10 protein-coding genes and 1 pseudogene are annotated in these 12080 nt (G+C 62.0%); 2 read left to right on the forward strand and 9 right to left on the reverse strand.

The window, feature by feature from the left end; translation table 11 throughout:
- Positions 1-57: 57 nt before the first annotated feature.
- The 3 genes from AWB83_RS31160 to AWB83_RS31170 form a co-directional block, all read right to left on the reverse strand.
- The gene (locus AWB83_RS31160) at positions 58-1857 is read right to left on the reverse strand and encodes a M61 family metallopeptidase (protein WP_087049512.1); all 1800 of its coding nucleotides are present in this window, start codon (positions 1855-1857) and stop codon (positions 58-60) included.
- A gap of 196 nt (positions 1858-2053) precedes the next feature.
- Positions 2054-2785, reverse strand: a complete 732-nt coding sequence (locus AWB83_RS31165) for a DsbC family protein (protein ID WP_087049473.1) — start codon at positions 2783-2785, stop codon at positions 2054-2056.
- A 65-nt stretch (positions 2786-2850) separates the two neighbouring features.
- Positions 2851-4023, reverse strand: coding sequence for a UbiH/UbiF family hydroxylase (locus AWB83_RS31170; RefSeq protein WP_087049474.1), 1173 nt, complete (start codon positions 4021-4023; stop codon positions 2851-2853).
- 212 nt (positions 4024-4235) lie between these two features.
- On the opposite strand from AWB83_RS31170, the gene ychF reads away from it, so the two are divergent.
- Together ychF and AWB83_RS31180 are read left to right on the forward strand one after the other, a co-directional pair.
- Entirely contained in the window at positions 4236-5330 is a 1095-nt protein-coding gene (gene ychF, locus AWB83_RS31175; RefSeq protein ID WP_087049475.1) for a redox-regulated ATPase YchF, read from the forward strand.
- 161 nt (positions 5331-5491) lie between these two features.
- A pseudogene (locus AWB83_RS31180) lies at positions 5492-5659 on the forward strand (DUF3761 domain-containing protein); the annotation flags it as partial.
- A 60-nt stretch (positions 5660-5719) separates the two neighbouring features.
- On the opposite strand, the gene AWB83_RS31185 reads toward AWB83_RS31180, so the two are convergent.
- The 6 genes from AWB83_RS31185 to AWB83_RS31210 are packed head-to-tail and all read right to left on the reverse strand — an operon-like array spanning position 5720 to position 12077.
- Positions 5720-6922 (reverse strand): MFS transporter, encoded by a 1203-nt coding sequence (locus tag AWB83_RS31185; protein ID WP_087049477.1) that lies wholly within the window; start codon positions 6920-6922, stop codon positions 5720-5722.
- Positions 6922-8175 (reverse strand): ATP-grasp domain-containing protein, encoded by a 1254-nt coding sequence (locus tag AWB83_RS31190; protein ID WP_087049478.1) that lies wholly within the window; start codon positions 8173-8175, stop codon positions 6922-6924. The genes AWB83_RS31185 and AWB83_RS31190 overlap by 1 nt, the downstream gene beginning before the upstream one ends.
- Before the next feature lie 12 nt (positions 8176-8187).
- Entirely contained in the window at positions 8188-9540 is a 1353-nt protein-coding gene (locus AWB83_RS31195; protein ID WP_087049479.1) for an ATP-grasp domain-containing protein, read from the reverse strand.
- Entirely contained in the window at positions 9537-10931 is a 1395-nt protein-coding gene (locus AWB83_RS31200) for an ATP-grasp domain-containing protein (protein WP_244197947.1), read from the reverse strand. The genes AWB83_RS31195 and AWB83_RS31200 overlap by 4 nt, the downstream gene beginning before the upstream one ends.
- Positions 10931-11857: a hypothetical protein gene (locus AWB83_RS31205; RefSeq protein ID WP_244197948.1), complete on the reverse strand. Its 927-nt coding sequence runs from the start codon at positions 11855-11857 to the stop codon at positions 10931-10933. Before AWB83_RS31205 ends, AWB83_RS31200 begins: the two co-directional genes overlap by 1 nt.
- A complete protein-coding gene (locus AWB83_RS31210; RefSeq protein WP_087049480.1) occupies positions 11778-12077 on the reverse strand; it encodes a 2Fe-2S iron-sulfur cluster-binding protein in 300 nt (99 codons plus the stop codon). The genes AWB83_RS31205 and AWB83_RS31210 overlap by 80 nt, the downstream gene beginning before the upstream one ends.
- Positions 12078-12080 lie beyond the last annotated feature (3 nt).

A 12080-nucleotide genomic window follows, 5' to 3' on the forward strand; every position in this document is an offset into this window, starting at 1 on the left:
CCGTCTGCTCGTGACGGATCGTTGCACCGGTAGAACAATCCGCCCCGATTCCCGGAGTCAGCCTTTCAGCCAGCGCTCGCGCCATTGCTTCGACGGGCCGCGTCCGTCGATGGCCGTCAGCACGTAGCGCGAGACCTCCGGCGCGTCGAGCTTCAGCTCGGTGCGGCGCAGCTCGTCGCGGCGGAACGCGTGCACTTCCACCTTCCCGCCCGGCAGATAGCGCGACAGCAGGCCGTCGAGATTCGAGCCGGTGACGCGCAGCCCGTCGATCGCGACGAGCACGTCGCCCGCCCACAATCCCGCCTTCTGCGCCGCGCTGCCCTCGTGGACGACGGCGAGCGTGCAATCCGCGCCGCCACGCACCCGCGCGCCGAGCGACGGCTTGAGCGCCGCGCCGTTGCCCGGCAGGTCCGGTGCCAGCGCGATGCCGAACGGCTCGAACAGCGCGTCGAGGGGCAGGTCGCGCGTGCCGCGCACGCCGTCGCGGAACAGCGAGCGCAGATCGGCGCCGGTCGCTTCGGCGAAGAGCGCCTCGACGTCTTCCTCGAGAATGCCGCGCGGCTTGCCGTGATAGAAATCGCGGCCGTAACGCTGCCAGAGCAGGCGCATAACGTCGTCGAGCGACTTGCGGTTATCGGTTTGCGCGCGAATCGACAGATCGAACGCCAGCGCGACGAGCGAGCCCTTCTGGTAATAGCTGACGATCGCATTCGGCGCGTTTTCATCGGCGCGGTAGTACTTCACCCAGGCATCGAACGAGCTTTGCGCGACGGATTGCTTGAGACGCCCCGCACCGCGCAGCACGCCGCCGATCGTCTTGCCGAGCAGGTTGAAGTAGTCGCCGACCGTGATGAGGCCGCTCCTCACGAGCATCAGATCGTCGTAATAGGACGTGAAGCCTTCGAAGAGCCACAGCAGCGTCGTGTAATTCTCCTGCGACAGATCGTAGGGCGCGAACGTCGCGGGCTTGATGCGCTTCACGTTCCACGTATGGAAATACTCGTGGCTGCACAGGCCGAGATAGGTGCGATAGCCCTCGGTCATCTCGGGGCGGCCCTGCACCGGCAGATCCGTGCGATTGCAGATCAGCGCCGTCGAGGCGCGATGTTCGAGCCCGCCGTAACCATCGCTGACGGCGACGGTCATGAACACATAGCGATCCACCGGCGCTTTCTTGGTGCGCGGCTCGAAGAGCGCGATCTGCGCTTCGCAGACGCGCTTCAGATCCGCCGCCAGACGATTCATGTCGAGATTGACGACGCGCCCCGAGATCACGATGTCGTGTTTCACGCCGTGCGCGGTGAAGCCGCCGAGCGCGAATTCCCCGAGCGTGACGGGGTGATCGGCGAGTTCGTCATAGTTCGCCGCCTCATACGTGCCGAAGCCGTAGCGCTTCGTGCCGCGCGCCTCCGGAAGGGCGGTGGCGACGCGCCAGCTGCGATACGCCCCGCCCTGCGGCGGCTCGATATCGACGATGCACGGCGCGCCGGACCGCCCTTCAACGGCGAGAAAGACGCTCGTGCCGTTGAAGAAGCCGATGGTGTCGTCGAGATGCGCGGCGCGCACCGACATGTCCCACGCGTAGACCTCGTAGCGCAGCGTGATCGGGCCGTCGACGGGCGCGGCCTGCCACGCGTGCTTGTCGATCTTCTCGATGGCGATCTTGCGGCCCGCGGCGTTGAACGCCTGCAGCGTCACGATATTGCGCGCGAACTCGCGGATCATGTAGCTGCCCGGAATCCAGACCGGCAGCATGAAGCGCTGCCCGGCCGGATCGGGTTCGGTCACGGTCAGCGTCACTTCGAAGAGATGCGCGGCGGGGTTTTTCGGAACGATGCTATAGCGTACGGGCTGCATCGGTTGAACGAGCTGAGTCATCGCGATGTCCTTGTTCTTGTTCTGGGCGCGCATTGCTGCGCCCGGAGCCTTGCTTGCGCGTTTTACCTGCGCGTTTCGCCTGCGAGTATTGCCGGATTACGCGGCGCTTTCGCAAAAGCATGGCCGTAAAAACACGAGAGGCGCATGGCGCGCCTCCCTTCCTTTCGATTCGCGCTCAGTGCGCGGCGGACAGTTCCTTTTCCAGCCGGTCGGCGGGCACGGCGCCCGGCAGACGCCGGCCATCCGCGAGGAACACGGTCGGCGTGCCGGTGACGTTCATCGAGCGGCCGAGCTTCAGGTTCTTGTCGATGGCGGTCGTGTCGCAATTCGCCGTGGTGGCCGGCGCCTTGTGGTCGAGCATCCAGCCCTCCCACGTCATGCCGCGATCTTTCGAGCACCAGATCGACTTCGACTTCGCGGTCGAATCCGGCGAGAGCACCGGATACAGGAAGGTGTAGACCGTCACGTTGTCGATCGACTTGAGCGTCGATTCGAGCTGCTTGCAGTACGGGCAGTTCGGATCGGAGAACACGGCGATCTTGCGGCTGCCGTTGCCCTTCACCACCTTCACCGCGTTTTCGAACGGCAGCTTCGTGAAGTCGATCTTGTTGGTTTCCGAAAGCCGCGCTTCGGTGATGTTCCTGCTGCTGCGCGTATCCACGAGATCGCCGATCAGCACGTAATTGCCGGTCGCGTCGCTATAGACGATCTGCGAGCCGAGATTCACTTCGTAGAGACCCGGAACGGGCGTCTTTTCGATGCTCTTGATGGTCGCGTCGCCCATGCGCGATTCGAGCGTCGCCTTGATCTTGTCGGTCGTCTGGTCGGCCTGCGCCGAACAGCCGATGCCGAGCGTGACGGCAAGCGCCGCGGCCGTCACGAGTGCAAAGCGGAATGTCGTTTTCATGCGGTTTCCTGTGAGTCGCCTGACGTGGCGCGCGTGCCGCGCGGGTGGAATATCAACGGACCGTTTCAACCGAGCGCCGCCGATACCAGCCAGCGCTTGACGAGCGGCTGTGCGCCGACGAACGCCATGCCGGTATTGCGGATGGCACGCGCGAGCGTGCCCGGCACCGAAAAGAGCCGCTGCAGGCCGTCGGTCGCGAACATGAGCTTCTGGATGTCCTCGCGGCGCGCGCGTTCGTAGCGGCGCAGGAGAATCGGGTCGCCGAGATCGCGGAACGACTCCTTGTTCGCGATGACATCCGCGAGCGCAGCCACGTCGCGCAGGCCGAGATTCATGCCCTGCCCCGCGAGCGGATGAATCAGATGCGCGGCGTCGCCGACGAGCGCGACGCGCGGCGCGATCAGCCGGTCGACGGTCTGCAGCCCGAGCGGGAAGCCAAGCGCAGGCGTCACGCAGTCGAGCGTGCCGAGCATGTTTTGCGTCGCCGCTTCGACCTGTGCCGCGAGTTGCGCGGGATCGAGCGCGAGCAGTTCGTCCGCGTGCTCCGTGCGCGCGGACCAGACGAGCGAGACGTGGTCGCCCGGCAGCGGCAGGAGCGCGATGATCTCGGTATCGCGAAACCATTGATAGGCGGTTTCGCCGTGCGGCCGCTCGGCCTTGAAATTGGCGACGACGCCCGTTTGCCGGTAATCGCGGCGATTCATCTTCGCGCCCATTTGCGCGCGCACCCAGGAATGCGCGCCATCGGCGCCGACGATCAGATCGGTTTCGAGCATTTCGCCGCTCGCGAGCGCGACGTGCGCCGCGTCGGCCTCGACCGTCATGCCCTGCGCGCGCGATTCGAACCAGGAGAGGCTCGGCTGGAAGCGCAGCGCGGCATCGAGCGATTGCTCGATCAGCGACGATTCCACGATCCACGCGAGTTGCGGCACCGACGCCTGGAATGCCGAAAAGTGCAGTTCCGCGTGGGCATCGCCGAAAACGCGCATGTCGAACACGGGACCGAGACGCGAGCGGTCGAGCGCCTGCCAGACGCGCAGCCGCTCGAGCAGCGTCTGCGAGCTCGACGACAGCGCGTAGATGCGCGAATCGAACGCGGCGCCCGGCGGCAGGCCCGCCGCGCGCGCCGCGACGAGCGCGGTGCGCAGGCCCGATTGCGCGAGCGCGAGCGCGGCCGTCTTGCCGACGAGCCCGCCGCCGACGACGACAGCGTGGAATTTCAGAGGGTGCGAAGTCATGCGGGCATTATAGCCGCGGGGGTTGAAGGGGTCCGGCGGTGGGGCGCGAGTCGGCCGTGCGACGCTTGGGCGTGTGGCGCGGCGGTACAATAGCGGTTTGCCCGGCCGCACGATGCGGCCGCAGCATGGGCGAGCGATTTCTTCCGCCCTTTGCGCACCATTTTTGACGAAACCCGCGCGGCCCGCGCCGTCTCACCAGTTCGAAGGATTCCATGAGCCTCCAATGCGGCATCGTCGGCTTGCCCAACGTCGGCAAGTCCACACTTTTCAATGCGTTGACCAAGGCGGGCATCGCCGCCGAGAACTATCCGTTCTGCACGATCGAGCCGAACGTCGGCGTGGTCGAAGTGCCGGACGCGCGCCTGCAGGCGCTCGCCGAAATCGTGAAGCCGGAGCGCATCCTGCCGGCGGTGGTCGAGTTCGTCGATATCGCGGGGCTCGTCGCGGGCGCGTCGAAGGGCGAAGGTCTCGGCAACCAGTTCCTCGCGAACATCCGCGAAACGGACGCGATCACGCATGTCGTGCGCTGCTTCGAAGACGAGAACGTGATCCACGTCGCGGGCAAGATCGATCCGATCTCGGACATCGAGGTGATCAACACGGAACTCGCGCTCGCGGATCTGGCAACCGTCGAGAAGGCGCTCGCGCGCTACTCGAAGGCGGCGAAGTCGGGCAACGACAAGGAAGCGATCAAGCTCGTCGCCGTGCTCGACAAGGTGCGCGCGCAGCTCGATCAGGCGAAACCGGTGCGCGGGCTTTCATTGAACGACGAAGAGCAACTGCTCATCAAGCCGCTGTGCCTGATCACGTCGAAGCCGACAATGTACGTCGCGAACGTGAAGGAAGACGGCTTCCAGAACAATCCGTATCTCGACGCGGTGCGCAAGCATGCGGACGCGGAAAACGCGCCGGTGGTCGCCGTGTGCGCGGCGATCGAAGCGGAAATCGCCGATCTCGACGACGCCGACAAGAAGGACTTCCTCGCCGACATGGGCATGGACGAGCCGGGGCTGAATCGCGTGATTCGCGCGGGGTTCAAGCTGCTCGGGCTGCAGACGTATTTCACCGCGGGCGTGAAGGAAGTGCGCGCGTGGACGATTCATATCGGCGATACGGCACCGCAGGCGGCCGGTGCGATTCACACCGATTTCGAACGCGGGTTCATCCGCGCGCAGACCATTTCGTTCGATGACTACATCGCTTACAAGGGCGAGCAAGGCGCGAAGGAAGCCGGGAAGATGCGGGCGGAAGGGAAGGAATACGTCGTGCACGACGGGGACGTGATGAACTTCCTGTTTAACGTCTGAGCGTCAAGAACTGTCAAAGCAGCTTGCCTCGCAAAGCGGAGCGCCCGATAAAGGGACTCCGCTTTTTTCTTGTGCGGACGAGGCAGCGCAGCGATGCACGATCGATAACAACAACGAGAGAACAAGAAGATGAAGAGACAAGCGCCGATGCGCGCCTTTGCGGCCGCGTCGCTCATTCATCGGCGCACTCAGGATCTGGCGCAGTCCCGCAAGGCGCGACCGCCCAGCGCCGCGACGGCACGTACAGCTTCAGCCAGCATCACAGCGGGACGTGTTCGCGGCATGGTGGCATGGCGCAATGGATTTGGGTGCGACGCATCCTCGAATGACTTTGGGCCGGTCACGCCTTTGAGCGCGCCGGCCAGCCGGAGAACCCTTCAGGGCCGGCGTCAACCTACCTCGGGTGTTGCGCGCGAGCGCACGCGCTCCGCGGTTGCGCCGCCCAACAAAGCGGAGACGCCAACCACTGCCATGGCGAAAAAGGCCGCTAGCGGGACCCAGGGTCCAAAGTTCCAGCTTCGCGCGTAAAGCAGAGCGAGCATTGCCAGGATCGGGAAACCGTACGCGTTGCATGACGCGACGATCTGCCCCACCCGGCGCGCAGGCTGCGTCGCGATAAGCTGCTTTCTCAAGCTGACGCGCAACATGCCGAATCCGATGCCACAAAGAAAGAACGCAGCGCAGAGCACGGGAAGCGTATATGAAATCGTCAGCAACGCCAGGAACGGCAACGGCATGAACGCTGCCGCCGTGACGATCACGTACCTTTGCCATCGGGCAGAGAGACGCATCAGTCTCTCGTAAAGAACACCGATGCACGCCATGCCGAGTCCGATAAATGCATCCAGCAGTGCGGCGTGCTCGACGGTGCCATGACCCTGAGTATTGGCGGTCAGCGGCACGGCCATATTGACGAGCGTGAGGCACGGCCAGACGAGCGCGAGCGTGGCGACGGTCGTCCAGGCAGGCGCGTTCGGCGGCTCGTCGAGCACGGTCAGCGGCTGCGAGGCCCCTTTTACCAGGTCGCGTCGCGTCTCATCCGAGTTGCTGCGAAGCGATGGATGAGTGAAGAGCAATAGCGTGACGATGTAAAGCACCGCAGCGGCAAGAAACGGCGCGTCAATTCCGCCGTGTCGAATGAGCAAGCCGACAGGCAAACCGCCAAGCATGAGCCCGGCCTGCGTGGCGGCGCTCTGGCGCGAGTTGAGCGTGTCACCTTGCTTCGATGGCAGACGGTTCGCGGTCGCAGCCAGGAGTGCATCCCATGCGCCTTCGAGCAGAAAGAAGATCGACAGCACGAGGAAGTTGATCGCCAAAACGCCAAAGAGCACGTGAAGTAACGGAATGAACGCCACTGCGCTGGCGCAGAGTCCAGCGATTCCCCACAGCGTGAGTTTGCGCGGATCAACTCTTTCTAGCAGTTGACGAGCAAATGGCGCCGCAACAACGGCAGGCAGGAAACCGCCGATGGCCGACAATGCCAACGGCATCGCTCCGCCATTGCCGGAACGTACGAGATTCCACGCCACAGCCAGGAACAGCAAACCGTTGGCAAAGCGATAGACGAAAGTGGCCAGCAGAAACAGATTCATCAAACCTCCGCGCCGACGCACGGCAAAGTCACGTTGCTATATGAGACGGACTCGAACAGACCTTCCATCCATTCGCGGGTTTTCTCCGCGCGGGTCGTGGCGATGACGCCGGCGAGCGGGACCTCGTGCGCCTGATAAGTAATATTCGCAGCCAATGGTGCGCCGGCGCTCAGTTCATGCCAATGAACGATGGACGGACTTACTCGGAAAACATCGAGTCCGTCGAACCCGCGATGGGTTCGATCTTTTAGATGATGTCCCGGATATACGAACCATCCGTGCCAAAGTCCGGTCGAAGACGTCCGCGCTGACAGGTCTGCGTGTTCATCGATCAGGATCCGCAACTCCTGCGACGGCAGATGCACGCCTGTAGCCAGTTCGAACGTCCTGACAACGTCCGCGCCACCCACTCGGTTCGCCACTTCCAGAAACACCAGATCCAAACCGTGACGGATAGCTTCCAGATGAAAACTTCCGTTTCGGATGCCGGTCGCTTCCAGTGCGCGCTCCACCCAAGCGCGCTCGTCATGGCGGATGGGATAGTGATAGGAGCCGAGCGGCTCTCCGTTCGCGAATGCGAGGCAATTGCCCACGTATTCACTGGCGGTGATCGTCAGCACGGTCCCGTTACGGACCAGCCCATCGAAATGCAGGATTGCTCCACTGATGAATTCCTCGACTTCATACTCGCTCTGATTGCTCTGCGCAGTATCCAGACGAGCAGCGCCGGATCGCCTCGAGGTGATCGCGGAAATTGCAGCTTCCGGACTCTTAAAGACGATGACTTCTTCGCTGGACGCGCCGCTGTGAGGTTTGAGTACGGTGCCTGCCCTCCATGGAACACGTCCGGCCGACGCGATGAATTCCGGCAGGGAAAGGAAATGCGGCACACGAATACCCACTCGCGAGACGGCCTCCTTCATCAAGATCTTGTCACGGGCCAGTCTGACCTGTTCGACGGCAGCCCCTGGGAGAGCAAGCCATTCCCGCAGGTACGCGGCGTCGAGCAATTCGTATTCCGACAGCGAGATGATGCGATCGAAGTGCCGCGGGTTCGTGCTCAGCCATTGCTTCGCTTCTTCGAGTGCCGATGCGCTTCCCGCTCGCTCAATTGCCTGGCAACGCAGCCCGCTCGGCAGCGTAGCGAGCGCATTCTTCGTGCCGAAATAGGTTACCTCGTGCAGTTCGTGATCAATGCCTCGGTGATAGTCGATCTTCGGATAGGGAATCCGATGCAGGATCAGGATTTTCATTGACCTCTCCACTCAGGCGAATCTCCGAACCGGGATATCCGCTTCGCGAATCGATACGTCCGCAGGCATGGCGGACTCCAACGCCTCGGTCCAGCGCTCGCGCAAACTGGACACGATGTCGCCGATACTCACACTCGATTCATGAAGCGACACGCAGGCGCTCGCGACGAAGTCGCTGTTGTCCCGCGCAATCGATGGCACATACCGTCGCTCCTGGCTCAGCCATGAGAACTCGACCGAACGCAATGCGTCATCCGGCAGACCAAATTGTCTTGCGGTCCGCTCGAGCGCGGCCGGAAATATCTCGCTGCCACTCGCTACATCGGACGGTGCGAACCAACGGTCGTGCTTCACGCCGAGCATGACTGTCGCCGCCTGACACCTCGCTTCCAGAGTCGAAGGTCTGAATCCATCGCCCAACACGGAATCGATCCAGAGATGATAGAAATCGATGCCATAGACCAACGCCGCAAGCGACCATATTTTCATTCCCGCGGGGCGGCGATTGGGTTCGACGACAGCGGCAAACATGCCGTCGTCGCTCAATTTGATTTCGTTGTGGAACGGACCGTCACGTTGACCGACGAGCCAGTTCGCACACTCACCGGCGCGACGTATCGTTTCTTGCTCCAACCGCCCGAGTCGGGCGGGAAGAACCTGGGCGACTTCTACGGGATACCGCCCCGAGGCACTCACTTTCTCGGTGATGAACGACAGTCCACCTAGTCCGTCGAACGAATATTCTCTTCGGTATGGGATAACTTGCTCGCAAATCACGCCTGCAGCCAGATAAGGAGTGAGCTCCTCCAGCGCGGAGACCAAGCTGTCTCCGGGTCGCATCATCACGACGCCGCGGTTATTGCCTTCGCACGAAGGCTTGATGACGAACCCCTCGGGATGCGCCTCCGCAAATTGCCGGAGTTCCTCCAGAGACCGGATCAACACGCAGTTCGGCGTCATCACGCGCTGGGACTCGAGCAGGTCGCGACAACGCGCTTCCGCGCGCCGGTATTCGAACTTGCTGAATGCGCCAAGGGCCAATGATGCGGAATCCACCTGCAACCCGATTCGCTCGAGCAATGCGGCGCCGCTTTGGACCGCGTTGTCGGAAAACACGATGCCGCCACGAATGTGATCTCGCCAGGGAGACAGCGCTTCACAGGCCTGTGCGACGAAGTCGGGCAATAACGGATCGACCCCGACGACGTGATCGCACAAACGCGCATCCATCTCGCCCGGGTTGCCGCGCACCAGCAAGGTGTCGACGTTGTAGCGACAACGAGCGTAGTCACGCATATGCGCGACATCTGCAACGCGCGACAGGTTGTAGTCGACGATCAGGAGTTTTTCGCGGCGGCCGTTCATAGCGTTCTCTCGAAGGCTTCACTGTTTGATGCGGCCTCTAATCGACCCTCCACCGCGTAGCGCACTTCGACGGCTTCAGCAGATACACGCATGAGATGCGGCACTTGAGTCTTGCCTCGATTTCGCGGCAGGCTCCATAGCAACTGACCGAGGAATACCTCCCTGGAAACTTGTTCGATGTCGTCTCCCGCCTTTAGAAACAACTGGCTCGCGATCGGCGCAGGTTCGACATTGCGCAGACCGACGAACTCGAGGCGTCCCGGTCTGGCGAAATACGCCCGGAAGAAAGTTTCGTGGTCGCACAAGGGCACGCCGTCGCTCCGATAGGAAAGCGCCCCGAGCTTCCGATTGAACTTCTCAACCTTCGCGGCATCCCTGCTTGCGGACTCGATCAGAAGATCGAGCCACATTTCCAGCATGCTGGCCACGCCATTCAACGCCTTCACGCTCGGTGAAATCAGGCATCCCCCCACGCGCGGGTTGATCTCGATCAGATCCCATCGGGAGCCGTCGTATCGGGCTTCGAGATGAAAACATCCCCATCGAAGGCCCAACGCTTCGAACTGTTGCGTTATCCATTTCATTCCGGCTGCGCATGCATCGCTGTCGATGGAGATCGGCGGACTTACGCAGCAGTCTTCGAGGACCGTGCCCGACGTTTCGGTGACTTCGCATTTTTCGTGGATCGCGACGGTATGCAAACGCCCGTCGACGGCGAGCAATTCGAAGCTGAATTCGCGTCCCGGCACATAGTCTTCAGCCATGAAAGTCAAAGCGTCACCGAATGCGGAGCGATAGGTTTCGTCCCGTCGCGCTTCACGCGAAATCCGCTCGAGATCGCTCCATTCGGACTCGCTCCGCAAGGTGAAGGCCCCGTATGACGCGATTCCACAAACCGGCTTCACGAAATGGCGCCTTCCATCTGATTTCAGTGCTTCGAAGTTGTCGCGAGTCAGTTCAACCGCGCGCGTCCTCGAGAGACCAGCGTCGGCTAGCCTGTTTCGCAAGCCAAGTTTGTCGCGCAGCATGCGTACCTCGACGGGAGACAGGTCGGCGACGCCGAGTTCCGCGTTCGCCTGCGCCATCAAGTCGCGGTAGCCTTCCCAGACGGAGATGCAAGCCAGAACGCGCTCGCCTTTCTCGCGCAACTCGTCCAGCGCTGCCCTTACATCTTCCCAAGTCAACTCGCTTGACTCCGTCGCGATGAGTCGCGCAGTCATGCGGGACAACTCGTCGAGCCGCTTTACCCGATGCCTGGACAGCGGCGATGACGACAGCACGAAGCTGCGCAGGCCGCGTGCATCGAGCGCGGCAACAAGATCCTCCATGAAGGAATAGCCGCAATGGCTGAGAAGCAACACGCCGTCATGTGTCATCGCCGCGTTCTCCATCAGGCCGCCTTGAGCTGCTGGTTCAGAATCTTGTCGTCGTGGAGTTCCTTGAAGTACATCGCCAGCACCGCCTGATGCTCGGCGAGGTAACGCTTCAAATTCTGAATATCGTCGTCGCTACGAATCAGGTGGCGAATGGCCTGCCACACCTCACCGGGATGGTCGTCGTTGATGTCGGTATGAGAATGCGACACCTGTCCCGCGATGTTGGCTTCGCCCACGGAGTCTTTCAGCGCCTGGAGCTTTTTCGGCTCCAGTTTGACGTTCACGTATTCGACGAGATAGGAGTAGGCGACGACGCCAAGCGGCCCTTCGTGATCGAGGAGATAGGAAAAGAAGCCGGTCAGCAGCTTGGTCGATAGATACGGTTCGGTGGCCAGGAATTGCTCCCGCGAGACACCCGCGCGTGCAAGATCCTGAATGAACAACTCGTCGTGCAGCATTTCCTCGCGTTCGTAGTTCGCCCAGACTTGCGCTGCTTCAGGGCTACGCTTCGCAATCTCCGCGAGCGCCTTCGATTCCGACACCCTCAGAAGACGGATTCGCCATGCGGTCTCGATAAGATGCCGCCGGTAGTACTCGGAGTTCACTGTCTTGCCTTCAAGGTGCGCCGCATAAGGCACGGTCTCGTACCAGTGGTCGATCTGGCGATCGATGAGCGAATCAATCTCTGCGCGCAACTTTTCCGATGCCGCCGCATGCAAAAACGGCACCCTGTGTTCCAGCCCAACATGCTTGACGCGATTTACCACTTCTGCCTCCAGGAAGATCGATGAAAAGCCGGTCGATGCGCCGGGCTTCATCCATCGAGATGAATCAATCCTTTGTTCGTTGCCTTCTGTTCTCTTATCGGGGTGCGGCGACTGCCGACACGACAGCGTTGCCCGCAAGCCGACACTGACAGGCCAGCCGGAATTGCTCGCCATCGAATCCCAGGCTCGCCAGAAAATTCCGCTCGCATGGGGCGCGAGCACCGAGCGCCTCTGCGCCGCTCATGACCTCGATCACACACGCGCCGCACGCGCCAGAGCGGCAACCGAATGAAATCGACTCCTGACCATGCAATTCGAATTCGAGCTCGGTCAACGAACTATTGGCGGGAAGGTGAACCTCAAGGTTTTGAGGCATCAGGGTCAACTTGAACATCAC

The organism is Caballeronia ptereochthonis (genome assembly GCF_001545075.1).
Taxonomy (GTDB): Bacteria; Pseudomonadota; Gammaproteobacteria; order Burkholderiales; family Burkholderiaceae; genus Caballeronia; species Caballeronia ptereochthonis.